Genomic DNA, 24,483 nt, shown 5'->3' with positions numbered 1-24,483 from the left:
AATTGATGCTATACACTATAACACTTCTGACCGAAATCCTGTTTCGCATCAGAGATTACAGCACTCTTATTCAGACAATCTCGCTTCAAGCTCAGCTTTTTCTTTTTCGAAGCCTGGTTTGCCAAGCAGCGCAAACATGTTCTTCTTGTAAGCTTCTACGCCCGGTTGATCGAACGGATTTACGCCCAACAGGTAGCCGCTAATGCCGCAAGCTTTTTCGAAGAAATAAGCAAGATAGCCGAAAGAGTAAGGGCTCAAGTCAGGAATATTTACAATCAGGTTCGGTACTTGTCCGTCTGTGTGAGCCAGCAATGTACCTTGGAATGCTTTTTTGTTTACAAAATCCACAGTTTTGCCTGCCAGGAAATTCAGTCCGTCCAGATCATCCTCATCTGCTTCGATGGTGATGTGACTAGGTACATTTTCAACTTGGATTACCGTTTCGAAAATGTTGCGGCTGCCTTCCTGAATGAATTGTCCCATGGAGTGCAGGTCTGTCGAGAAATCAACAGAAGCAGGATAAATGCCTTTGTAATCCTTGCCTTCGCTTTCTCCGTACAACTGTTTCCACCACTCGGATACAAAATGAAGAGACGGCTCATAGTTTACGAGAATTTCAATTGCTTTACCTTTGCGGTACAAAGCGTTACGAACGGCTGCATATTGATAAGCCTCGTTCTCAGCTACATTCGGGTTGCTGTACTCTTTGGAAGCGTCTGCCGCCCCCTGCATCATTTCCTCGATGTTAATGCCTGCAGTAGCAATCGGCAACAAGCCTACTGCTGTCAGCACGGAATAACGACCACCCACATCATCAGGAATAATGAAGGATTCGTAGCCTTCCTCGTTAGCCAGTTTTTTCAAAGCACCACGTTCTTTATCCGTCGTTGCATAAATACGCTTGCGTGCTTCTTCTTTACCGTATTTTTTCTCCAGAGCTGCACGGAATACGCGGAATGCGATAGCTGGCTCTGTTGTCGTACCTGATTTAGAAATGACGTTCACTGAGAAGTCTTTTCCTTCAATCAGTTCCAACAGATGATTTACATATGTAGAGCTGATGTTGTTGCCTGCAAAATAGATAGCTGGACCCTTGCGTTGATCTTTAGGCAGCGCATTGTAGAAAGAATGCGACAGCATTTCGATCGCAGCACGTGCTCCAAGGTAAGAACCGCCGATACCGATTACGATCAGTACTTCGGAATCGCTTTGAATTTTAGCAGCAGCCTTTTGGATGCGCGCAAACTCTTCTTTATCATAATTAGTAGGCAGGTCAATCCAACCCAAGAAATCGGAACCTACACCGGTTTGGTTGTGCAGTTGCTCATGAGCCAACTTGATAGGCTCTGCAAAATAATCAATTTCGTGCTGACCTACAAAGGAGAGTGCTTTAGTGTAATCAAAAATAACTTTTTTAGACATGTTTGGAACCTCCTGTTTGGTATTACTAAGACCATGAATACGAACATAAGGACTTAGGAATAGGATACTTTAATTTGCTGGGCCTGACAAGCTTGCGTTACCTGTGTATCCTGTGCTTGACAGCCCTTCTTGTAGATAGGGTAGCATGCCCATGCTACAATTAACTGAGATCAACCTGTTTCAATATTCAATTCAAGCCGAACTCGCAATCTGCATCGGACGGCAACTTCCAACAAGAAAGGTGATTAGCAATGAAAAACATCGGATTTATCGGACTGGGCACCATGGGCGCCCCGATGGCATCCAATCTGCTAAAGCAGGGATTCGGAGTCACAGTTTATAATCGTACCGCTTCGCGCTGCGAACCACTGGCAGAGCAAGGCGCACGTACAGCTTCAACTCCTCGTGAAGCAGCTGAAGGTCAGCACTTGGTCATTACCATGGTCAGCGATGATCACTCCATTCGTGACATCTATTACGGCGAAGACGGCGTGTTTGCCGGTCTTACGGCTGGCATGACTGTGATGGACAACAGCACGATTTCACCTGAGCTGGTTAAACAACTGGCCGCCGAAGCGGACAAGCTGGGCTGTTCCTTCATTGATGCACCCGTAACAGGCAGTAAGCCCGCCGCTGTAGACGGCACACTCGTGTTCATGGTTGGCGGTGATGCAGAAGCCATTGCGGCACAATCAGATGTTTTTGATACGTTGGGCAAAAAGGTACTTCATATGGGACCTAATGGCAGCGGAGCCGTAGCCAAGCTCGCTCATAATACGATGGTTGGTATTCATAACCTCGCTCTGGCTGAAGGCTTTGCTATCGCGGCTAAATCCGGTATCCCGGCAGACAGCTTCCTTGAATTGGTACAACTCGGATCGGCAGGCAGCAAGGCCGCTGACCTGAAAGGGCGCAAAATCATTGAACATGATTTTAGCAACCAGTTCTCACTTGCCTTGATGCTTAAGGACTTGAAGCTTGCTTCCTCACTAACAGACAGCCTGTCCATCCCTGCACCTATGTTATCCATTGCCAAAAGCCTGTTTCAAGCCGGGCAAACGCAAGGCTACGGCGACGAGGATCTATCCGCTGTCGTGAAGACATACGAAGCATGGATTGGCCGCACCATTGGTGGTCAACCTCTCGAATAAGCTGTACCTTTCTTTGTAACCATACGGCTGTGCTTGTGTACATATGGCATAGCTTTAGGGTAAGCACACTTGGCTTGAAAGCTGAGTGTGCTTACCCGTTTTGGCTTATTATTCGGGATAAGAACAACAATAATCAGTTACACTTCGTACTTCCAGCTTAAATGATGACTTTGCAGGTACGTGAAAGGTTGCCGCCCCTTGTATTTCCAGCCATTCTTCAGTACCTGGAAGCAACACTCTCAAATCCCCTGCCAAAATCTCCATGATCTCACGGGAATCCGTGCCGAACTCATACGTTCCTGGCAGCATAATACCCAGTGTAACCTTACTGCCGTCACCCAGGATGACTGTACGGCTTGTAACCTGACCATCGTAATAAACGTTTGCTTTTTTAACTACGCTTACTCCATCAAACTGTGTCATTCGTTATCCCCTCATCTGCTCTCAATGGTTGAATGAATATTTGTGCATCATAACATAGATTTGATTCCAGCTTCAGTATGAAAATACACACTGTATCACCGTATGCTATACACTGGAATTCAATAGTGATTTTTTTGCAAAACATCAACTGTATGAAACAAACAGCCGTAAGCCTTTCTCAGGTTACGACTGTCTGTTTTAGATGCTCCAGTGTTTTATTTCAACAAAGCTTTCACACGGCTAACAACATTCTCTACCGTAAAGCCGTATTCCTTAATCACGCGGTCGCCAGGTGCGGATGCGCCGAATGTGCTGATACCGAGAATGTCGCCTTGGTCGCCAACATATTTTTCCCAGCCCAGTGGATACGCCATTTCTACAGCCAAACGAGCTTTCACTTCTGGCAGCAGAACGGAATCTTTGTATGCTTTGTCTTGTTTTTCGAACAGATCCCAGCTTGGGAAGCTGATAACACGTACTTGAATACCTTGTTCTGCCAGTGCTTCCTGAGCTTTAACAGCCAATTGTACTTCGGAGCCCGTAGCCAGAATTTGAGCAACCGGTTTGCCGTCTGCTGCATCTGCAACCACATAAGCACCGCGTTTGATACCTTCGCGTGCATGCTCAGCACTAGCAGCCAGGATTGGCAGGTTTTGACGAGTCAATACCAGAGCAACCGGGTTTTTCTTGTTTTCCAGCGTGTAAGCCCAAGCAGCAGAAGTTTCGTTACCGTCCGCCGGACGAATTACTGTCAGGTTCGGGATAATACGCAGGGAAGCCAATTGTTCGATCGGCTCATGAGTCGGACCATCTTCACCCACAGCAATACTGTCGTGAGTCAAAACGTAGGTTACAGGCAATCCCATCAGAGCTGCCAGACGAACGGCTGGACGCAGATAGTCTGTAAATACGAAGAATGTACCGCCGAATACTTTTACACCTTGGTGCAACGCCATACCGTTCATCGCAGCAGCCATACCAAATTCGCGGATACCGAAATAGATGTTACGGCCGGCGTAGTCTTCTGGCGTAAAGTTCGTCAGGTTGTTCAAATGTGTCATCGTGGAGCTCTCCAGATCGGCAGATCCGCCTGTCAGGAAAGGTACGTTTGGAGCCAATCCGTTCAGAGCATTACCAGATGCTACACGAGTCGAAACGGCTTTGTCTCCAGTCGTGTATTTCGGAAGATCACGATCCCATCCTTCTGGAAGATCGCCGTTTACAGCTGTTTCGAACTGCGCTGCCAAATCAGGGTGAGCAGCTTTGTATTTCGCGAACTGTTCATCCCATGCTTTGTTCGCCGCGATACCGCGCTCTTTTACTTTAGCAAAATGCTCGCGAACCTCTTGTGGTACGTGGAAGTCCTCTTCGTATACCCATTTGTAGAAATCTTTAGTCAGCTTGGCTTCTTCTGATCCCAGCGGGGAACCATGAGTACCACCGTGTCCGCCTTTACCTTGTTTGTTCGGGCTTCCGTAGCCGATAACTGTTTTCACTTCAATCAGCGTAGGGCGTGTCGAGTCGCCTTGCGCTTCTTCAATGGCTTTTTGGATGGCTGGAAGGTCGTTACCATCTTCTACGCGCAGTACTTGCCAGTTGTAAGCTTCAAAGCGTTTGGCAACACTCTCGGAAGAGGACAGATTAAGCTTGCCGTCCAGTGTAATATCATTGGAATCAAACAATACAATCAGCTTGCCCAGTTGTAAGCGACCAGCCAGCGAAGCAGCCTCGTGGGAAATACCTTCCATCAGATCGCCATCGCCGCAGATTGCATACGTGAAGTGATCTACAACTTTAAATTCGTCTTTATTATATGTTGCACCCAGTTGAGCTTCAGCCATTGCCATACCTACGGACATTGCGAGACCTTGTCCCAGAGGTCCAGTTGTAGCATCTACACCAGCAGTGTGCCCAAACTCAGGGTGTCCGGGTGTAAGGCTGCCCCATTGACGGAATTGTTTCAGTTCTTCCATAGGAAGATCATAGCCGCTCAGGTGCAGAAGGCTGTATAGCAACATGGAACCGTGTCCTGCGGACAATACAAAACGGTCACGGTTAACCCATGTAGGTTGATCGGGATTATGATTCATCGTTTTAGCAAAAAGTTGGTATCCCATTGGCGCGGAGCCCATCGGCATCCCAGGATGTCCCGAGTTTGCTTTCTCGATGGCGTCAATTGCCAACGTACGAATAGTTGTGATGGACAAATTGTCGATCGTGGAGTTTTCATCCTTTTGAATCGCTTGGTTCTGGTCAGTCATGGTTTGCCTCCTCATATTGTATAAAGTATGTCAATTGCATTCGGTCATACTCTCCAACACCACCGTCCGATATAGAAACGATGTCTATTGAAGTGAGTGAATCTGCTTGAATGTTTCAATATGACTTATACATTCTTAAGTATTGTACCATCTGCCGTGAAAGTTTGCCAGATCGTTTATAAAGATGATTGTGGAAATGTAGTACCGAGTCCTCATATAAATATACCCGTAATGTATTAACCTCATTTAAAAAATTATAAAATCACAAAAAAATATTATGTACTGACTGTTTATTAAGGCGAGTAACTCACATGAGGATTTTGCAAAAATCCCATAAGCGACTTCCAATGAATAAGATATAGATCGAAATGGTTTAGTTCGTCTATATCTTGCACTTCGGAGCGACTGGAGTCGAATTTTTCAAAATCCTTACATAAAAAAACAAAGCCCGTTATACAGCGGGCTTTGTTCAACAAAAAATATATACTCACAAGTTTTTTCTAAAATTTTAAGATTAGTTAAAAACGACCGTTTTGTTCTCATGAACCAGAATACGATCCTCTGCATGCCACTTCACGGCTCTTGCCAAAACGACCCGCTCTATGGTGCGACCGATCCGTTTTAGCTCATTTACATCATCTCCGTGGCTTACACGCTGCACGTCCTGCTCAATGATCGGGCCGCCGTCCAATTCTTCAGTTACATAATGCGCAGTAGCACCAATAATTTTCACACCGCGATTATAGGCTTGGGCATATGGCTTCCCACCCACGAATGCCGGCAGAAAGGAATGATGGATATTGATAATCCGGTTGCGATAATGCTCAATAAACTTGGGAGAAATAATCTGCATGTAACGGGCTAAAATGATAACGTCAATGTCTTCGCCAATGACCTCTAGTTGGCGGCGCTCCGCCTCCGGTTTGGTATCGGCTGTTACCGGAATATGGTGATACGGGATGCCAAATGATTCCACATACTCCTTCATATCCGGATGATTACTAACCACCAATGAAATATCCGCGTCCAGATCTCCTGCCTGCCATTGCCACAGCAGTTCTACCAAACAGTGATCTTCTTTGGAAACGAAAATAGCCAGTTTTTTCTTGCGGCTAACCGCAGAAATCGTCCACTCCATACGGAATTGCTCAGCAACAGCGGCAAAATCCTGCTCCAACTGTAGCTGGGTTGCACTCAAATTCGGTAGATCAAATTCAATCCGCATAAAAAACATACCGCCGGACGGGTCCATTGTATATTGATCAGATTGAACGATATTGGCCCCATGCTCGTACAAAAAACAGGACACGGCCGCTACAATACCTGGTCCGTCTGGACAAGATACAAGCATACGCGCGCGGTTTTCATGGGCAGACAGAGTGCTATTTGGCTGATGTTTTACGTGAATTTCCATGTGGCTATTAATCCCCCTTAGCTTATACCGTCACTGGCAAATGACTGCCGGCAAACCAGGCAATCAACCGTTGATTAATGTGTTCTTCGCTCAAATCTGGAAATAGTGCTGCTTCCGTTATCATGTCATACAGACGTTCCAACGGCTCACGTGGATCGGCTTTTCTTGCTTTGGCATCATTTTTTAGCAGAGCCCAGGTGTCCAGCACAAATTTACGGACATCCACATCCTGTTTTTTGAAAAACGAATGCAATTGTTCTACCTGACCCAAAAACTCATCCCCAAAGCGTTCCTTTACATTTCCGCGAAGCAGGGCAATTTCAACCTCATACATCGGACGCTGAGTTTTGGCTTCCTTGCCAATCCATGGCGTCTCCAAAATAAACGGACGTCCTTGAAGTGCTTCATGATGCACCACATTATGAATAGTCTGATAGCCAATCCAGCCTGATCCGATAGGAGTATGTCTGTCTTTATGAGCGCCAACTGGATTTTTACTATCATTGATGTGAACAACTGCGATGCGATTCAAGCCGACAATACGGTCGAATTGCTCCAATACACCGTCCAGATCATTTACGATATCATAACCCGCATCGTGAATGTGACAGGTGTCCATACAAACCGTAAGACGCTCGTTATGCTCTACTTTATCTATAATGGAGGCAATCTCCTCAAAGCTACGACCCATTTCCGTTCCTTTGCCTGCCATCGTTTCAAGCGCAATGTTAACATCTGTCTCCTTCACGCCGTTTAGTACCTCGTTCAAACCATCAGCAATACGCCCGATTCCGTATTCTGCATCCTTATCGGTAAAAGCGCCTGGATGCAGCACGATATTTTTCACACCAATCGCGTGTGTGCGTCGAATTTCCTCCTGAAGAAAGCTGACCGCAAGCTCATAGGTATTTTCTTTGTAAGAGCCAAGGTTGATGATATACGGGGCATGCACCACGATATCTTCCATTCCCTTCTCAGCCATTAACTGCTTGCCTTCCTCCAAATACATGGACTCCATCGGCTTACGACGCGTGTTTTGCGGTGCTCCCGTGTATATCATAAAGGAGCTGGACCCGTAAGAAGACGCTTCTTTTGTAGCGCTGAGCAGACCTTTGTCCGAGAAGGACACATGAGAACCAATTTTCAGCATGATCCTGATTCATCCCCTTATCCTGTTATGCTTGTCTTATTTTAATTTAATCATTTTAACGTGATTATTGAAATCAAACAACATAGCTTTTATGGCAGCTTTCTTAAATGACTCTATTAAGGGAACACGTAGATAAAGTACACATCAGAATTTATGTTAGTCAAACGAGGGTAAATAAAATCATGGATTGACATCCTTAATCGTATAAAGGTACATTCATATGAAGTTTTTTTCTCAAAAAGGGTTATATTCTATAACAGATGTATTTTTTTGTGAATCGGAAGGAGAGCTGGCTCCATGAACATCATCGTATGTGGAGGAACTGGATTGGTGGGGAGTGCACTGGTCAAAAGCCTGCTAGACGACGGATACACCGTGAAAGTCGTTACCCGCAAGCCACTGGTAGGGCACGAAGCGAGCCCCCGCTTGCAATATATGAGTTGGAACGAATTAAAACAAAAGCCTGAAGTACTGGAAGGCACAGATGCGGTCGTTAATTTAGCAGGCGAAACGCTGAATCAGCGCTGGACGGATAAATCCAAACAAAGAATTCTTCAATCACGACTGCTATCTGTTGCCCGGTTGGCTCAAGCATTGAATGCTCTACAAAAAAAACCGAAAGTAATCATTCAGGCTTCAGCTGTTGCCGCCTATGGTACATCCCTGACCGAAACATTCGATGAAACGAGCCCGCGTCGTTCGGAAGATTTTTTGTCTCAGGTGGTTGAGCAATGGGAGGAAGCCGCCAATGCCTACCCTTCTGATGCCCGTTTAATTAAGTTACGCATTAGCCTTGTGCTGGACAGAAAAAAAGGGGTATTCCCACTCATGAAGATACCTTATAGCTTCGGATTCGGCGGCAAAATAGGCAGCGGTCATCAATGGATGAGCTGGATTCATATTGAGGATATCGTTCGTCTGATCACGTACTGCATCCATACGACGGAAATCGTCGGGGCAGTGAACGCATCTTCACCATACCCAGTGACGAACGACCAGTTTGGGAAAACCGTGGCTCAGGCATACCACCGTCCGCATTGGTTTCCCGTTCCAGGCATTCTCGTTCAAAAACTGCTCGGTGAGATGAGCACCCTTGTCTTGGATGGCCAAAAAGTACTCCCGCACAAAGCGCTGGAGCACGGATTTAAGTTTAACTATCCTTCACTTAAGGACGCTCTAAAGGAACTCCATTCTTCCCAAAAACAGCATTGAATGCAAAAAGAGGAACTCCAGGCTGGTAGGTAGTGTCACTACCAGCTTAGGGTTCATTTTTTAAGTCAGACACAATCTATCGAGCAGACTGCAAGTTTTTAAGATGCCTCATTTTATTCTTATTAATAGTCCACTATTCATAAAGAAGGAAGCCCTAAATATAGCAGGCCTCTTCTTGACATCTATCCATATAACCTTCATTTATGATGCATTGGAGGATTTAGAAGAGTCCAACCGATAAGTATAAGAGACTCCAGCGATTTTAAAAGTGTCTCCCTCATTCAGGATGTACTCCTTATAAGGCACCATAGGCTCTCCATTCAGAGCAGTTCCGTTCGTCGAGGATAAATCCTTAACAATGTGGCTATGTTCTCCTGTAACTATGCAAAGCTCAATATGAGAACGGGAAGCTCCATCCGTATGCTCCACAAACTGGACCAATTGCGGATCTCTCCCGATGATAAAGCTGCCTGCAACGAATTGGTCTGGCTGCAACCGGATGCGCTCGGTCCCTCCACTACCTGGTGGCTTGCGATCCAGGCAAGCAATCGGTGATTGCTGAACAGGTGAAATCTGTATCTCTTGATCTGGACGAAGCAGCATCGTTTCCTGCTTAGATGCAGCATTTAGCAGCTCCGTTACCCCGGAGAGAGACTTATAATAAGCCTCACTGGTATCACGGGCTTCCAATTCATTTCCCCGCCCCGCACCTTTCCACGATGGCTCGTGTAGGTCATAGTTTGCTGAAGTGTTCTCCCTATCTTCCGTAACTCGGTTTCCCACGCTTTTAGATTCTGAGTTTGGAAAAGTCCATCTCCAGCTCTCCTGCCCTTGATCACTCGAATCGGAAGATTGCTTGTCTTGATGATGACGTCCCGCTACAAATCCGGTCAGCTTATCTACCTGATAACGATCATTTTTCCCCTGTGCTGAGGAAGAAGTAGTTCCTAACCATTCCGAATCCAATACAGGTACTGAATCGCTGTACATATGAGATGAACCTCGATTGCGCTCCCATTTCCCCGTCCAGCTTATATAAGCAACAGCGGCAAGTACCAAGGTCAGCACCACGGAAATGATCAACGGTACCGTCTCTGGATGATCCAGATAAATATAACGCCACACGATGGCCGAAGCGAGCAGACATCCGAGAGTAATGTAGGTTTTATATTTTTGCAATCCAGGCTCCACATCTTCTACTTCGTTTTCTGTTACAAGCTCAGAATTCTCCTCTGGTTTCACGGACGGTTTGAGCCGATTGATCCGTTTAAGCTCCTGAATCTCCTGCAGAGTCTCCCGATGCTCTTGCCCGTATGTTCCGCCACGATCAGTATAGTTCCCCTGTGAGGTATGAGCAGATATGATAGGGTCGGATGATGAAAAAGCTCGCCCTTCCATACTTTCTCCCTTCACGCTAGCACTCTCTGTACCAGCCTTCATTCCTTGCAATAGCAGTTCCTTTAGCAATCCCAATTCAAATTCATTTCTATCACACAGATCGAGTATGCGTTGTATATATTCTCCCTGAAGGTGGGCCACACGAGTCATTAAACGAATAACCATCTGCTTAAATTGACTGCCTGTTTGCCCTGCATACTGTACACTGCGTAAAGGAACATAGGTTAAACTGGCGGTTTCCCTTGTACCTGAGCCACTTAGAAAAATATAATCCTCGTGCAAAATAAACTGGCGGATATCTAACATATATTGCGGGCTGCGATGGAGGGCATCTGCCACTTCAAAAAGAATCCGGTAGAAATCAGAAGTCGACACGCTCCCACCTTTCCATAACTGGGAAAGCATGCGTTGCCCCGAAATGTCGTAATGTAACTCAATCTGAAAATCGACTTCCTTTATTCTAAGTTCCAGCAGACCGGGAATCCGATTACCAGTCATCATGCCGGTCTGTACGGAATTTAAATCATCGGTCTTGAGCCCGTCTTCCTTGTTTAGAATCATAAATGTCCCGCCGTTCCGGGCAAAATCCCTGCTTAAACCAAACAATTCATGACCTCCTTAACAATTTCCTATCTCCGTGAGGTAGCATGATCTCCCCCAGCGGACATGTCATGGCAAGAAGTAAAGATAAGCACTGATCGCTCCCGGAATGACTGCGGTCATAAAAGGAAACCTGAGGTGTGCTTCATTTCCACTGGTCAGCGCTTTGCCGCTGCGAAATAGAAAAAATCCTCCTAAATTAAAAGCCACGCGCCGCAGTCTCATGATGGTTTCCCTCTTCCATAGCAAAATCCCTATGCCAATAATACCTGCAAAAAAAATCGAATATAAAGCTGCCTGCCATGCAAAAGCAGCACCTGTCCATGCTCCAATCAAGCCGAACAGCTTTACATCTCCTGCACCAACAGCTCCCATCCAGTACAAAATCAGCATGAACCCAAATCCGGTACCCAGTCCAGCAACAGCAAATAAAAAACCGTGCCACCCTCCAAACAGAGTATTGAACACCAAGCCTACCACTATGCCGGGCAATGTAAGCTTATTAGGGATTTTCATGCTACGTAAATCCGTAACTAACGCAATCGCGAGCAGAACTCCGCATACAATATACATCCACGTCAATGCGATCTTCCCCCTTTATAAAATAGAACTAGCAGACTACCAAATCACTTTCCATCGTAGGTATTCCTGTCCGTCTATGTCGAGTCGATTCTATCTATCCATCAGCTGGCTTTTCCACGGTAAACGGAACTTCTATACGTTGACCGTCCTCTGTTTCAATCACAAAGCTCCATTGACCGGGTGTTGTGTTCGTTCCCACAAACCAGTTCCATTCAATAATCCCGTCCGCATTGGCAGAGGTCCAGCCCAAATGCTGGGCCGTGCTTTGGCCCGACTTATAAAGTACAGAAAGATTAGCATTCGTCCCAGGCTCAACCTTGGCCTTGATCAAATTGTACACACCCTTCACAGCAGGTTCAGGCTTGACGAGCAACTGTATGGAATGCTGCGCATCCTTATCCGCTGTTGCCTCTCCTGTACCTGTCCCCTCCCCTGTGTTCCCAATCCAGAGACGTTCCTCTGCCGCCGCTTGAAGAACAATGCTGCGATACAAAAAGGGGACCTTCATCGGCAGTTCATACGATAGCTCTACTCTAAAATAAGGGTCCTTAGTTCCTGTAAGAGCAGGTACATGTACACTCGTTATATGAATACGGTCATACTCCAGAATGCTTTCCTCCATAAAAGGCTTTAGCATCGGCTTCAGAACAGGATCGAGTGCAGCTTCCGTAAATCGCCCCCGCAGCTCCTCCATCGGCTTTTGACCGCCCTGAACAGCGCTTTCTACCCAATCACCAATTGGAGGTGGCAACTGGGCAGCGAATTGGCTTGCATATTCACTCACAGATAACTTGGGCAATTCATCCAGCGGTTCACGGACTGCATCTATTTTCGCGGACGCCGCCTCCACGGCTAGAGAAACTGGGTAAATTTTAGTCGAAACCTGCTTAACCGCTTCTGAAGCGGTGTTCTGCAAGGCTGTGGATACCAGCGTCATCTGAACCATATAAATGAGAAAAATAATAAAAAACAGAAACATTGGCAACACCAGTGACGCTTCTAAAACAATACTTCCTTGTTCACATTGCTTCTGCCCACAAACTTTCCGTAAACACCGATTAATAGGAAAAATGCGCTGTTTTCGTGACATAGTACACACTTCCCTTAATACTCTCGCCTTCTTTTGAGGCGGTTCCGAGCATCTTCATTACCCCAGGTAGAAACCACAGCCTCATCCCATTCTTGACCTCACCCGTTGCATACGTTTGCCGCTCAGCAGGATTGACATCTGTATTCAGGCGGATCAGAGCAAGCATACGGGACATTTTTCGTTCATTATTGCTATGGAGCATCAGGAACAATCGCAAATGATCCTTGTATGTCAGTCGAAATTTCAGAAAATCAGACAATGGCACGTCTCCCTTTTGTGCCAGCATAATCATATCTTCTATCGCTTTTTCTACTCCATATAACAAAGCTGCCGCCAAAACGACCAGCGGATTACCTTTTGAGCTGTTTTTAACCAATCCCTCCATTGTTCGAATGGCAAGTCTCATAGCAAAAATTTCTCCATAGGCGGATGCCAGATTACCCGTCGGATTATGGAAGCCATACAGGATATACTCAACTTCCTGATTATTCACCTCCAGCTGATCTCCCAAAATCTGTGCAGCATTTCCCACATTTCCACCCGATCCGGCCAAACTGCCAAAACGGCTAAAATCCACATGATGGAAGTAAGAAAGTGCGTATTCATTCTGGTAAAACTCGTCTCCCAGTTGAGTCAGTAAATTGGATGCCGACCCGTATAGACCATCCATACTATCCATGGAAGCTCCCGCAGCATCATAGGTGTCATAGGGCAAATCAGCGGATACAGATGGACTGGATGTAGACTGGTTAAACGAAATACTTTCATTGTAATACCGCTCCAGATTTTGGAATTGTTCTGCACTTTGTTTACCTTTGGAAAGAACCTCAATGATCCGATAGGCTTGTTTGAGCTTGTTTTTCGCCTCTTTTTCCATTTTCTTGCGTTCTTTGTCCGGTCCACGTCGCGTATCCATCATTTTGACTTCACCGTCGAGTACATTGGCAGGTCCCGCCCAAGCATACGCATTCAAGTATTTATCTATCTCTTTGAGCGTTGATGCGACTTCTTGCTTGAGCATGTCTGCATTCAAAAATGGATCTGTATAAAAAGATAAGGTACGCATCATGCTCGTTATTCTATTGTTAGCAGTATTTATAGAAGTCCGTTGCTTTTCGATTTCTGCTTCCCATTGCTCAAATTCCTTGTCTGAAATCAACAAATCCTCTGCTTTTTGCCGTGCGCTTCCTACCGACGGATCTGCGTTGGAGCCTGCTCCGCTGGGAGTAGGGGCTGCTGAAACCTCATCGTAGCCTGCATTGGCCGCCCTCTGCTTATATTGGGCAATGACTTTGCGCATCTCTTCATTAATCTGTCGGGCCTCATTTAACGGTTCCTTGGCTTCCAGAAGCAGCTTATCATGTTCTTCTCCAGCCTGAACCATGATCTGACGCAGGCGATCAAGCGCTGCCCTCGCTCTACGTGCATATTTTTCCATCTGCATGATTTTAACGTCGTCCACACTTTTCTTATTGTCTTCATATACATGTACGTAATGCTTATATTGAGCGGCAATATCGGCCACAACCTCAAGCGGGTCCCATATATACTGATTGGGCATATAGGTGCCCCTCTGTTTAATAATCCGCTTGCGAACCTCTTCCATATAAGCTCCTGCCTTACGCTGCTTCTCCAGCATGTCATCCAGTTTGGCCTCTCGTCTGTCGTACAGCTTTTGCAGCCTTTTCAGCAAATCTACCGTATGAGAAGCCTCTTTCATATTTTGAGAGAGCGGCTTTAGCTTTTCGAGCACTTCAAACGTAAAATCGACAGGTGCTTTATACTTCATTTCTTCACGGATCTGCTCGTTAAATATGGCATATTTACCAAGCTCCCTTTCCATTTGCAGGGAACTAGAATCCAGCTTCATATTCATAAGCGGTAGCGTTTCTGCGCGTGCGGTACGCCGCGCGCTGTCATTCAGCACTTTGACCATAATTTGTTCTCCGCCGCCTTCGCCATAAGCAAACAAACCGTACTCCTGTTGTAATGTCGGATCATAAGCAGACATCACTGAACGAACCGCCGCATGGGTCAGCCGTTCGGTCTGCACATGCAATGCAGCAATTCTCGCGTAATCAATAAATACAGCAATAAAACCGAACATGACCGCCAAAATCAGAATTAAAAAGACCGTGACAGCACCTGATTCCCCGTCCTTTGTGTTGTGTCTCTTACCAAACACCCGCTTCCTCCTTTCCAGTTACATTCCCGTTACTTACTTCTCACTGACCGTTTTGACCATATTGCATCAGTACTTTCCCTACAACTGCCGAATCTACCTTTTCACCTGATCCTCTGCCCATAAACTTCGCACCATAATAACGGACCAACTCCACCGTACGAATCCATTCCACAGGTTCGACCACACCAGAGCTCATTTCCCCTTGCAAATCTGTCTGATCTAAAAACTGATTCAACAAAGGTACCCTCACTATCTTATTTAACTTTGTGGTCACCTTACGGTGAATCATACTGTTCTCATATGTCATCTGCCCCTGCATGCCCGCAGGCATTCTATTTTCTGCATTGGACAGCTTCTGAGCAGGTAACGAGCCTCCCCCATTGCCGCCCGGAACCTGTACACTTTCCTGATTGTTGGCTCCGGTCCAGCCAAACAGGGCTCCCAGCATAATATCATCCTTCAGGCGCCAATAGAGAGAATCCCGTTGCCCTTGTGTAAATGCTCCCGTACGTGGGTCCTTGAAGCTGTTATCCCAACTGTAAGCGGCCCTTTCCGAAGCAGTAGCAGCGACCTGCACCAATATAGATTTTTGATATATGTACAGGCAAAAAAATAACATCACAAAAATGACCAGCAGTAGAATGGGAAAGACGAGGGAAGCTTCCAAGGAGAAGCTCCCGTCCTCTTTTTGTGCTAATTTACGCAGCATTATGAATCCATAAAATCGTTACTTTTTTTATCCGCCTTTTTCAAAAGCCCTTCTACAATTTTCTTGATCTGATCCTTAAAAATAATTGCCACCGCAATCAGAATGGCAATGATCAGGATCATTTCTAACGTACCCAGACCATCCTCATCCTTGTACAACTTACGAATACTGCCTGTTACTAATATCATCATCGTTGTATTCCTCCTACATATTCATCATCATTAAAGCCGGAGCGCCCACCAGCACAATTACCGTTAGCAAAATCAGCGCCATCGGGAATACTAGCTTAGATGAAGCCTGCTCCCCTCTTGTGCGGCTAATTGAAGTCCGCTTGCCCCATAACGTCTGGGATAACTCACGTAAAGCCATCACGAAATCGCTCCCTCCGCGCCTCATATTCAACAAAACTGTCGTCGTAAATACTGTCATTTCCTGAATACCACAACGTTTGCTCAGGTGCTCAAATGCCTGTTGAAAGGAATAGCCGCTTTCCCATTCCGCCACCGTCTGCCTCAGTTCTCGATACAACGGATGTTCCGTATCCGCCCCTTTACGTTCCACGCAATGTAGCAATGCCCGTTGTACCGTCTCACCTGCACCTACTAAAAGCATCATTTTACTCAACAGTTCAGGCAATTCCATTAAAATTTGCTGATCCCGCTTCTGTACTTTCCCATGCAAATCCTTGATCAGCGCGATGGGTACCAGAATACCAAGTCCCAATCCGAGCACCAGCCCGGTCGCATCCCCGCCCAGCATAAGCGATATTAAAGCTCCACCAGCAGCCATTATATATCCGTAACCCAACATTTCTGTCAGAAAAAGCATCGTTTTTTCTCCGCTGTTGCGCATACCATACAGCTTCTGCACCGAACGCTGGAGCTTGAACATCAGCAAAGGCAGCCTGTGAGTAGCACGTGAAGCATGAATCATGTGTACAAATGGGACTGAAAGTCTTTGCAGCCGCAGTCCCTCCAGCTTCATATGGCGAAAATGCGCATACTTAGCACCATGCATCTGGTTCAGCACCACCCAGCCTCCCACTTGCAGAACCAGCATGACCAGACAAACCAACATCACCATACCCATCTCTCCTTACACTTCAATCTTCATAATGTGGTTGATCCACACAAGACACCCACCAAGCACCAATAAACAAAAGGTTGATAAAATCATACCTGTACCGCTGTATAAGGGCATCATGTAATCACTCGCTGTCATCGTCATAAACAATACAAACAAAAAAGGCGCTGCAAACATAACCCTCGATTCAAAACGTTTCTGCGCAATCATTACACCGATCTCCTGCTGAATTTCCAACTTCTCACCAATGACACTTGAAGCTCGTCGTACGACTTCTACCAGATCACCTCCGGTTCGCTTGCAAGCCGCAAATACGTCCGCAAAATTCGTAATATCCTCCATCTGCGCCCGACGGGCCAAATCCTGCAAAGCAGCCTCTACAGGCTGTCCGATTTCGAGACAGGCGGTAATAATGTTAAATTCAAAAATCAGGTCGTGATCTCCATCCGGGCTAAGCAATCTCAAATCCTCTACAGCCTCACGAAAACCATTCTCCACCGACCTTCCCGCTGAAAGAGAAGACGAGAGCGAATATAACGCCTGCTTGAATTGGATGCTTAGAGCAGACCTGCGTCGTTGCAGCAAAAATTGCCTAAAATAACGAGGCGTCACCACAGCCCCGGCAGCGCACAGCAACGATAATATCCATTGGTGATAAAATAGAAAGCCGATCATCGCAAACAGCACGCCACTAAAGAATATGCACAGACTTTTTTGTACTGTCGATAATGTATACACCGTATAATCTGGCAGAGAAGGGACCTCATGTGATACTTGCTTGGCAGTCGTTTTTCCTGGCTTCACGCTGATACTCCTCCCCTGTGCCAGTTTTGCGGATTGATCCCGGCCATTTGCAGCTTCAAAGTATGTTGCAGACCCTCGCCACAACGTTCCAGACCTCCTACGATTCGCCCCTTACTTTCTCCTCGTTCCTGAAAACGATAAAGGGGATTAAGCGTCACCTCACCATTTTCAAAACCAATCACTTCGCTAATTTCCAGTACTCGTCTGGATTTGTCGCGCATCCGTGACAGATGAACGAATATATCAATGGCCGAGCTGATCTGCTGCCGTACTACTCCAAGCGGAAGCTCTGCCCCTCCGAGCACCATCGTTTCCAGCCGGCTGACCATATCGCGGATATTATTCGCATGCCCAGTTGACAAGCTTCCATCATGGCCAGTATTCATCGCTTGTACAATGTTTATAAAAAGGTTATTTAAAAACAAAAAAAGTGAGGGATACGCCCCTCACTCTCCATACTGCTCCATAAAGGCTATTTCCTCCTCATAGAGCATTTCCTCTTCGTAAATCTCTTGTTTTATAGTTGGGTTATTATTTATGATGTCATCCTCATCAGAATCAAGAAATCTCCAATTAATTTCTCTAAAAGTTTCACCCTCATAAGTTGTTATGGTAATTCGTTGAAGAAATTTACGTAATACTATATTACTCAAATCATTCAAATCGAGGTTATTCAACTCTTCATTGAAATCTTCAAATTTTAACTTTAGACTATATATTTCATCATCAATAAAATTCAATCTTTTAATTTCATTTTGTAACTTTTGCATTTCCGAATCAATAGATTGATTTCTAGTATTATATTCTTCGTCAGAAATAAATTTTTTAACTACCAACCTAAAGTTAGTCTCCTTCTCTTCAGCTAATTCAGTCAACCTTTCAGTATGTTCCTTTATTGTTTTAGCAAAATCAACTGTTTGATATCTATTTTCAATTAGCTTTGTGTAGTACCAGTCATTTACTTCTGGAGCATTGATCCGTTCCTTTATCTCTTCTTTTATCCATTCAAGCATTTCTTCTTCTCTTACTAAATTACGATATTCACATACAGAATTTCCGTATTGTTCATGGTTACGACAATAATAATAATGGTGCGTCTGACGAGTTGTTTTTTGTACTTTTTTTCTCATCATCCCACCGCAATTTCCACAACATAATAAATTACTAAATAAATGAGAGGTTGAATATCTTCCCCTACCATTTGTCTCGGCACCTGTCCTAACCTTTTTCCCGTCATCATGCTTTGTGTTGTATGTGAAGCTCTCAATATGAGGTCTACTAGCCATTTCAGCTTTTGCCCTAAAGAAAGTCTCGTCATCTATGATTCTAAGTAGTTGGTCATCATAAATAATCTGCTTATCGATTGGAATTTTCTCAATTAGATTAGAATTAATATCAGACTTTCTTGTTCTGTGCTGTCTAACTTTACCTAAATAGATTTCATTTTTTAAAATCTTAGCAACATGCGACCCAGTCCATTTACCTCCACGCTTTGTTGGTATTTGATCGTCTACATACAGTTTTTTAGCTATTTTATTTACTCCATATAAATCATCAATGTATAACTCATATATTCTTCTGACTACCTCAGCTTCATACTCATTAATAACTAATTTGCCCTGAACGATATTATAGCCGTATGGTTCTCTACCTGACCAAATGCCTTTTTTTGCCGCTTCTTTTTTTGCCCACTGTATGCTATCACTCTTCGACGTACTTTCTGCTTCAGCTAAAGTTGCGAAAAGTTGAATCTTAAGCATATCTGCATTATTTAGTGTAAAAGATTGTATATCTTCAAACCATACGCCTACACCAATTTTTTTCAGTTCGTCAATGTGAATCAACATCTCTTTTACATTACGACCAAATCTGCTGACTGATTTAGTTAATATAACATCAAAGAATCCAGCTTTAGCATCTTTCATCATTTGAAGAAAAGCTTTACGGTACTTAGTAGATTTAGCACCACTAAAACCCTCATCGACGTATCCCTTGTATGGAATATTTCCTCCATCTCTACTACTGAAAACACCAGACTCAGACAATATATAGTCATGATCCTCTGCGTATTTCATTAAACCACTAATTTGATTATCTATTGACTGCTTTTGCTCTTCTTTGTCTGTTGAGCATCTGGCATAGTATGTAGCTATTCTCTTCATACAAACCTCCATTTGTAAACAATACAATATTTATATAAAGGTTATCATTAAAACAAAAAAAATAATAGCTTAAATACGTATCAGACACACTACAACATGTTAATTGTAGATATTTTTTTTATTACCACATAAAATGTATTTATCAAACATAAGGAAGTGTACCAATGAAATCATTAAATCAGCAAACAACGGTAATTCTATTATCATTCTTATTATCTGTATTCGGAATTTTTATATTAATTTTCCCCATATTCGAAAAAATACTCTTTATCTTGTCATATGCTGCTCTTCTTCTTTTTTTAATAAAACAACTATTACAAATTCTATATTCTAGGAAATTCATTAAGCTTCCTGCCAATTGTCAATACAACTGGTTTAATCAAATTGAAATACACATTGGAAAAAAGATAAAATACCGAAGAGACTTTATTAGACAAATGCATAAAGTATTAGTTATATCAAAAAAAAGAAAAGCGAAAGTAATTGCGTATACTTGGTTGGTTTCATCTAAGAACATCGACAATTTATTAGGAGATAGCGCCACAGTAACAACACCTAGCCCTTTCAAAGAATTCTCTCAAAAATTTCTAAATAATATATATAGAAAAGTTCTAAAAGAAAAGAAGAATACCCTCCTACCTTTCATAAAAATTGAAATAGATGCTAATAAAATAACTCAACATCAGTTAGACAACATTGCGATTAAATATAAATTATAATCTGTGATATTTTTCCGTTTTATACTAAAAATTTCAGACAAGATTACGAGGAGACAACTTGCATGACATTTACTGCTTGGATAATTTTAGCAATTATTATTCTTATTATAATTGACATTAATGTTCTTGACAGTTTTGAAAAGACACTTATACATCCAATTAAAAAGAAATTTAAATCCCACTCCACATTCTATAACTATAGAAAAACTAAATTGTTGTATCAAGCATATCAAGGCGAAACATTCTATGACTTAAAGCTTCATAAAGATTATTTAGAGCATATTACCCCCACCAGTAATATTTTTTTAATCCTTATAGACTCATTTATAAAACTGATCTATCCTCTATTCACCTTTATTATTCTATTTCTTTTAACATCTAATAGTACTTTATTCCAATTAAGAATCAATAAATCTAATAAGGACGATGCTCCTACACTCATTGAAAATTTCACTAAAGTGATTAATAATATTGTTGAGAATAACGTAACAAGCATTTTGCTTATCTCTCTTGCTGTAGCACTTTTATTCGTTTGCACAAGTTTAATTCACAATAGGAAATTAAAAATTGTTGAGCTTCACAAGAATCTTATTAACCGAATAATTGAAGAAAAAAAAGAGGAAAAAGACTCTTTAGATTAAGCTTAAACAATGTAAACCCAGATGTGCTCTGAATTGAGGCAATTGGTTTTTTACAAAAAAGAGTCAACCCATAATTGGATTGACTCTATCTACTCCTTCTATATATTTTCTCAAGGACATTAATCAGATCATCATTATGTAGGACACCTATAAACTTCAAAATCTTATTATGATGTAAAGGAACCATTTAACTACACCGAGCGACCACTAGATATCTAAAAAACAATTCGCTTGGAATTCTATTTTTTTATATATAACCTTGGTTCCTACCCCTAACTCTAGCCCCCCTCAAACAACCTTTAACTTTCGTCTGAAGCGACTTCTATGTATGTTCATTCTTCTATAGGTTCCTTTAAGATGATTGCCATTTGTTCAAAAGTAAACTGCTGATAAACCGTTTGTACTTTCCCATTTCCAACTGATGTTTTTCTGACAGGGAGCCAGCCCGAATAGTTCAAATCCTCTGTTGTTTCGTAATCTTCAAGCTTTCTTCTGCCCCATGTAACGTCCTCACTCTGTATGAGGTATAGAGAATCCTCCACTTGATAGTAACGACCAGTATCGCTATGAGATTGTGGCAACCCGATTGATTTTAGCGCTTCTTTTTTAGTTTCATATCTACAAAACGATTGGGATTTATCAGGGTTAACACTATCAAACACCTTAAAAACGTAGTGTGGCTTACGAGTGGCTTTAGAAGCATTCTCTGCATTCGTTAAAACTTGTATATTGTCAAAATTATAATTCAGATGCTCATTAATTCGATCAATGGTTGGCCTAAATGATTGCTTATAGTCATTATCTATGTATTTTACTGTTGCTTCTTTCCAATCAAGCCAAAACTGTTTTTTATGTTTCACTAGCTCTAAAAATGTTTTGCTTTCATCTTCCCATTCGCATTCTACATGCTTGTAAATGCCAGCGTTATGACGACAGTTAACAATACGACAGTATATGCTGCCATGAAGAAGATACACTGCGAAGCGCTCTTCTGTACTACTGGAATCCTTCGTATAGTAGCGCTCTACGAATGCGATTGCGCGGCGCTTGTAGTCAACGTAATTATGGTCTCCATAGGTGTCAATCCAATCCTGTATAACTTCTAATTGTACAACACGATTTTTACTCAATAATATAGCCTCCTAGTTTTTATGAAATGTTGATTTTATCTGCTGTTCTCTTCTATAGGAAAAGGAAAGCGCCCAATTGATGGACGCTTGATTAGATTTATAACATGTAAGCTTTCAACTCTGTTTCGGTGAAACTCCCCTTCTCTACTAGATCAAGCGGAATCTTCCCTTCAGCGTTCTTGACCTTAGCATTGGCTCTGTACGTATTACCAGTTAATTCCCCTATATAAAAACCATTTTTATCTAAAACAGCCTCGTGAAGTGGGGAATTTCCAAGTGAATTAACAAGGTTCACATTCAAAGCATTCTTCTTGATCACAAGGTATGTCGCATAATCATTCTTTCTAATCACCCAATGTAGAATACTATCACCATTTGCATCCTGTGAATTAATCGTCAGCTCACCACTAGCAATGGCTGCTGCAATCTTCTCGCTGTCTAATTTATCTCCTTTTATGTACTGCTCCACGTTAAAGGTTTTACCTCCTTGCTTAACCGCTGATGTTGCTGGCTCACTTTTTGTGGTTGTTGTAGCAGATGGGGTAGAGGAGGGAGTAGAAACCGTTCCTTTGCTTTTAACCAACTCAATTTTACCGCCACTTGCGCTTGCTACATTATAGCCCATTGCTGAAGCTGTATCTCTAAGTGGAAGATACGCTTTACCATTCACATTGATCGGGCTGTCACTAAGTTTTGCTTGTTCTCCATCAACAATAATCTTTGTAGGTGTCAATGTTGCTTTTAAATATGTACTTGCTCCTGCTACGCCACTAACTGCTACTGCAACGCCAAATATTGCACCAGCGAGGAACGTTGGAATCCGCTTCTTCATTGTATATCCTCCAATTATTCGATTAGCATATATGATTACATACACTTACAATATATATCGGAGGTAGCCACAACATAAATTAGTTTACATTCGGGGTGCAATCAACATAATCAAAACCAATAGTCCTAACATTTATTTAAAGTTATAACGAGTCCCATCGAAGTCAATAGAACCATCTAAATTAAGCGTTATTGATGCTTTTCCATTACTCATTTTTATAGTTCCGTTCTCAGATGCAAAAGTAACATCTTTACTTTCGACTACAAATTTCCCACGTTCGCTCTTTATAAATAAACCGCTGTCTGCAAGACTTACTTCTCTAGCCACTCCTGAATTGCTTGCCTTATATACTATATTCAAACTACCTACTGGCTTCTCTATGGACGCTTTTCCATAACCATACAGGTCTCCCAAGCCTAGATCAATCGTTGGGTAGGCTGCGTCTCCTGAACCTTCAAACTTATATGTACTCTTTACCTTAACTTCGTCAAAGCTATATGACCACGCAATATCTTGTGTTTCATCTGGCGATAGAATTGTTTTTGTGTTATCCGTCCAGAATAGTGGTCTCCCCTTTGAATCTGTAGCCTGAACCTTGCTTCCCACTTTAGCTGTAATAAATTGAATGCTATTGTCTTTGATGTCTATGTAATCGACGTACTGACCAATCTCCACGTCTCTCCCGATTGTTTTTAGATGGTTAACTGTCAAACTATTTATATAGCCATCATCAGCGGTAATTGTGTTCACGGCGATCATTTCAGCCGTTAACTTTCCTATCCCCTCCAAATTCCACCCATTGAGGTCAAATACACCATTATTGGTATCAGCCAAAAACCTACCGTCTGGTTTAGTCAATTTAACGTCAGCAAATCGCGCTCTACCATCCATCATAGCATGTAGAGAATGTCTATCATTCCAATGTCTAAGATCCTTCTTTACATCAGGAATATCAATGACATGTTTAGTGATCGTCCCTTTGTTATTCACGTAATAGATTAGCTGTCCACCAACTACTTCATCGTTGAGTAGCATGTAGGATTTAACTACTGAATCAAAGATAGAATGACCTTGAGACACAAATTTCTGAATCAGTTTTTCGGCTTCATTTGTACCTGCACCAGCGCATAATACAGCGCGTTTATCAAGCACAGTCTTAAAAATTTCAAATGGTTCTTGAGAATGAGTGGTCATGTCATACATGATATACTCACCCTGTCTGTAGAGAAAAACACTCACTCCCATTTCGCTGTCATCATTTTTACATACTTCCCTGGTAATACGCTGAATATCAGAAATACTACTACTATCTGTTATCTGAGAGAAAATCTTATCGGCATATTCTGTGTATCCACCAATTGACACGGTTTTATTCCCATACTTCCTAGTCTTCTCGTATCCATCATAAAATTTGAAGTATATGCCTCCCATCCCCTTACTTGCTCTTGTATCTGAAAACGCATACCCTATTCCATTCTCTACTACATAGTTAAATCTGCTCACGTTCTACTCTCC

21 protein-coding genes and 1 pseudogene are annotated in these 24,483 nt (G+C 43.1%); 4 read left to right on the top strand and 18 right to left on the bottom strand.

Going from position 1 to position 24,483, the window contains the following annotated elements:
• Window positions 1-66 precede the first annotated feature (66 nt).
• Entirely contained in the window at window positions 67-1,422 is a 1,356-nt protein-coding gene (locus ACUUJN_RS07045) for a glucose-6-phosphate isomerase (protein WP_013369975.1), read from the bottom strand.
• Window positions 1,423-1,673: 251 nt separating this feature from the next.
• Between ACUUJN_RS07045 and ACUUJN_RS07040 the strand changes: the two genes are divergently transcribed.
• A complete protein-coding gene (locus ACUUJN_RS07040) occupies window positions 1,674-2,573 on the top strand; it encodes an NAD(P)-dependent oxidoreductase (protein ID WP_028543020.1) in 900 nt (299 codons plus the stop codon).
• A gap of 108 nt (window positions 2,574-2,681) precedes the next feature.
• On the opposite strand, the gene ppnP is transcribed toward ACUUJN_RS07040, so the two are convergent.
• The 4 genes from ppnP to ACUUJN_RS07020 form a co-directional block, all read right to left on the bottom strand.
• Window positions 2,682-2,996: a pyrimidine/purine nucleoside phosphorylase gene (gene ppnP / locus ACUUJN_RS07035; RefSeq protein ID WP_023987633.1), complete on the bottom strand. Its 315-nt coding sequence runs from the start codon at window positions 2,994-2,996 to the stop codon at window positions 2,682-2,684.
• 215 nt (window positions 2,997-3,211) lie between these two features.
• On the bottom strand, window positions 3,212-5,257 hold the full coding sequence (tkt, locus tag ACUUJN_RS07030; protein WP_484669456.1) for a transketolase: 2,046 nt from the start codon (window positions 5,255-5,257) through the stop codon (window positions 3,212-3,214).
• Window positions 5,258-5,771: 514 nt separating this feature from the next.
• The gene (gene purU / locus ACUUJN_RS07025) at window positions 5,772-6,671 is read right to left on the bottom strand and encodes a formyltetrahydrofolate deformylase (RefSeq protein ID WP_484669455.1); all 900 of its coding nucleotides are present in this window, start codon (window positions 6,669-6,671) and stop codon (window positions 5,772-5,774) included.
• Window positions 6,672-6,693: 22 nt separating this feature from the next.
• Window positions 6,694-7,821 (bottom strand): deoxyribonuclease IV, encoded by a 1,128-nt coding sequence (locus tag ACUUJN_RS07020; protein WP_025722686.1) that lies wholly within the window; start codon window positions 7,819-7,821, stop codon window positions 6,694-6,696.
• Window positions 7,822-8,118: 297 nt separating this feature from the next.
• Here ACUUJN_RS07020 and ACUUJN_RS07015 point away from each other — a divergent pair, with 297 nt between their 5' ends.
• Window positions 8,119-9,033 (top strand): TIGR01777 family oxidoreductase, encoded by a 915-nt coding sequence (locus ACUUJN_RS07015; RefSeq protein WP_264454045.1) that lies wholly within the window; start codon window positions 8,119-8,121, stop codon window positions 9,031-9,033.
• 201 nt (window positions 9,034-9,234) lie between these two features.
• Here ACUUJN_RS07015 and ACUUJN_RS07010 read toward each other — a convergent pair whose 3' ends face one another.
• The 10 genes and pseudogenes from ACUUJN_RS07010 to ACUUJN_RS06965 form a co-directional block, all read right to left on the bottom strand.
• Window positions 9,235-11,037 carry a DUF6382 domain-containing protein gene (locus tag ACUUJN_RS07010; RefSeq protein WP_338533383.1) on the bottom strand — a complete coding sequence of 601 codons (1,803 nt, stop codon included), beginning with the start codon at window positions 11,035-11,037 and terminating at the stop codon, window positions 9,235-9,237.
• A 63-nt stretch (window positions 11,038-11,100) separates the two neighbouring features.
• Window positions 11,101-11,613: an A24 family peptidase gene (locus ACUUJN_RS07005; RefSeq protein WP_076264355.1), complete on the bottom strand. Its 513-nt coding sequence runs from the start codon at window positions 11,611-11,613 to the stop codon at window positions 11,101-11,103.
• A 94-nt stretch (window positions 11,614-11,707) separates the two neighbouring features.
• Window positions 11,708-12,703 carry a TadE/TadG family type IV pilus assembly protein gene (locus tag ACUUJN_RS07000; protein WP_028543025.1) on the bottom strand — a complete coding sequence of 332 codons (996 nt, stop codon included), beginning with the start codon at window positions 12,701-12,703 and terminating at the stop codon, window positions 11,708-11,710.
• Complete coding sequence (locus tag ACUUJN_RS06995) at window positions 12,672-14,888, bottom strand: hypothetical protein (RefSeq protein ID WP_341058122.1); 2,217 nt, start codon at window positions 14,886-14,888, stop codon at window positions 12,672-12,674. The genes ACUUJN_RS07000 and ACUUJN_RS06995 overlap by 32 nt, the downstream gene beginning before the upstream one ends.
• A 40-nt stretch (window positions 14,889-14,928) precedes the next feature.
• Window positions 14,929-15,597: a TadE family protein gene (locus tag ACUUJN_RS06990; protein ID WP_028543027.1), complete on the bottom strand. Its 669-nt coding sequence runs from the start codon at window positions 15,595-15,597 to the stop codon at window positions 14,929-14,931.
• Window positions 15,597-15,788, bottom strand: coding sequence for a Flp1 family type IVb pilin (locus ACUUJN_RS06985; protein ID WP_023987623.1), 192 nt, complete (start codon window positions 15,786-15,788; stop codon window positions 15,597-15,599). The genes ACUUJN_RS06990 and ACUUJN_RS06985 overlap by 1 nt, the downstream gene beginning before the upstream one ends.
• A gap of 13 nt (window positions 15,789-15,801) precedes the next feature.
• Window positions 15,802-16,680: a type II secretion system F family protein gene (locus ACUUJN_RS06980; protein WP_028543028.1), complete on the bottom strand. Its 879-nt coding sequence runs from the start codon at window positions 16,678-16,680 to the stop codon at window positions 15,802-15,804.
• A gap of 12 nt (window positions 16,681-16,692) precedes the next feature.
• Window positions 16,693-17,484 (bottom strand): type II secretion system F family protein, encoded by a 792-nt coding sequence (locus ACUUJN_RS06975; protein WP_028543029.1) that lies wholly within the window; start codon window positions 17,482-17,484, stop codon window positions 16,693-16,695.
• Window positions 17,481-17,888, bottom strand: a pseudogene (locus ACUUJN_RS06970) (ATPase, T2SS/T4P/T4SS family); the annotation flags it as partial. The gene ACUUJN_RS06975 and the pseudogene ACUUJN_RS06970, both read right to left, overlap by 4 nt.
• A 42-nt stretch (window positions 17,889-17,930) precedes the next feature.
• Window positions 17,931-19,646: a recombinase family protein gene (locus ACUUJN_RS06965; RefSeq protein WP_484669454.1), complete on the bottom strand. Its 1,716-nt coding sequence runs from the start codon at window positions 19,644-19,646 to the stop codon at window positions 17,931-17,933.
• A gap of 164 nt (window positions 19,647-19,810) precedes the next feature.
• On the opposite strand from ACUUJN_RS06965, the gene ACUUJN_RS06960 reads away from it, so the two are divergent.
• Both ACUUJN_RS06960 and ACUUJN_RS06955 read left to right on the top strand, forming a co-directional pair.
• Complete coding sequence (locus ACUUJN_RS06960) at window positions 19,811-20,365, top strand: hypothetical protein (RefSeq protein ID WP_484669453.1); 555 nt, start codon at window positions 19,811-19,813, stop codon at window positions 20,363-20,365.
• A gap of 62 nt (window positions 20,366-20,427) precedes the next feature.
• Complete coding sequence (locus ACUUJN_RS06955; RefSeq protein ID WP_484669452.1) at window positions 20,428-21,006, top strand: hypothetical protein; 579 nt, start codon at window positions 20,428-20,430, stop codon at window positions 21,004-21,006.
• A gap of 332 nt (window positions 21,007-21,338) precedes the next feature.
• On the opposite strand, the gene ACUUJN_RS06950 is transcribed toward ACUUJN_RS06955, so the two are convergent.
• The 3 genes from ACUUJN_RS06950 to ACUUJN_RS06940 all read right to left on the bottom strand — a co-directional run bounded on the left by ACUUJN_RS06950 (window position 21,339) and on the right by ACUUJN_RS06940 (window position 24,471).
• The gene (locus tag ACUUJN_RS06950; RefSeq protein WP_484669451.1) at window positions 21,339-22,136 is read right to left on the bottom strand and encodes a hypothetical protein; all 798 of its coding nucleotides are present in this window, start codon (window positions 22,134-22,136) and stop codon (window positions 21,339-21,341) included.
• Window positions 22,137-22,233: 97 nt separating this feature from the next.
• Window positions 22,234-22,968 carry a stalk domain-containing protein gene (locus tag ACUUJN_RS06945; RefSeq protein ID WP_484669450.1) on the bottom strand — a complete coding sequence of 245 codons (735 nt, stop codon included), beginning with the start codon at window positions 22,966-22,968 and terminating at the stop codon, window positions 22,234-22,236.
• 132 nt (window positions 22,969-23,100) lie between these two features.
• Window positions 23,101-24,471 carry a hypothetical protein gene (locus ACUUJN_RS06940; RefSeq protein ID WP_484669449.1) on the bottom strand — a complete coding sequence of 457 codons (1,371 nt, stop codon included), beginning with the start codon at window positions 24,469-24,471 and terminating at the stop codon, window positions 23,101-23,103.
• Window positions 24,472-24,483: the final 12 nt, after the last annotated feature.

Source organism: Paenibacillus sp. LRG-1 (assembly GCF_057220305.1).
Note: the sequence above shows the minus strand (reverse complement) of the source record. Positions and strands in the feature narration are given on the sequence as shown.

Bases quoted from the DNA above. Each gene is read 5' to 3' on its own strand.
- tkt (WP_484669456.1), bottom strand. From the start codon at position 5,257: ATGACTGACCAGAACCAAGCGATTCAAAAGGATGAAAACTCCACGATC.
- ACUUJN_RS06990 (WP_028543027.1), bottom strand. From the start codon at position 15,597: ATGCTGCGTAAATTAGCACAAAAAGAGGACGGGAGCTTCTCCTTGGAA.
- ACUUJN_RS06965 (WP_484669454.1), bottom strand. From the start codon at position 19,646: ATGAAGAGAATAGCTACATACTATGCCAGATGCTCAACAGACAAAGAA.
- ACUUJN_RS06945 (WP_484669450.1), bottom strand. From the start codon at position 22,968: ATGAAGAAGCGGATTCCAACGTTCCTCGCTGGTGCAATATTTGGCGTT.
- ACUUJN_RS06960 (WP_484669453.1), top strand. From the start codon at position 19,811: ATGAAATCATTAAATCAGCAAACAACGGTAATTCTATTATCATTCTTA.
- ACUUJN_RS07040 (WP_028543020.1), top strand. From the start codon at position 1,674: ATGAAAAACATCGGATTTATCGGACTGGGCACCATGGGCGCCCCGATG.
- ACUUJN_RS07000 (WP_028543025.1), bottom strand. From the start codon at position 12,703: ATGTCACGAAAACAGCGCATTTTTCCTATTAATCGGTGTTTACGGAAA.
- ACUUJN_RS06955 (WP_484669452.1), top strand. From the start codon at position 20,428: ATGACATTTACTGCTTGGATAATTTTAGCAATTATTATTCTTATTATA.
- ACUUJN_RS07015 (WP_264454045.1), top strand. From the start codon at position 8,119: ATGAACATCATCGTATGTGGAGGAACTGGATTGGTGGGGAGTGCACTG.
- ACUUJN_RS06980 (WP_028543028.1), bottom strand. From the start codon at position 16,680: ATGGTGATGTTGGTTTGTCTGGTCATGCTGGTTCTGCAAGTGGGAGGC.
- ACUUJN_RS07045 (WP_013369975.1), bottom strand. From the start codon at position 1,422: ATGTCTAAAAAAGTTATTTTTGATTACACTAAAGCACTCTCCTTTGTA.
- ACUUJN_RS06985 (WP_023987623.1), bottom strand. From the start codon at position 15,788: ATGATGATATTAGTAACAGGCAGTATTCGTAAGTTGTACAAGGATGAG.
- ACUUJN_RS07020 (WP_025722686.1), bottom strand. From the start codon at position 7,821: ATGCTGAAAATTGGTTCTCATGTGTCCTTCTCGGACAAAGGTCTGCTC.
- purU (WP_484669455.1), bottom strand. From the start codon at position 6,671: ATGGAAATTCACGTAAAACATCAGCCAAATAGCACTCTGTCTGCCCAT.
- ppnP (WP_023987633.1), bottom strand. From the start codon at position 2,996: ATGACACAGTTTGATGGAGTAAGCGTAGTTAAAAAAGCAAACGTTTAT.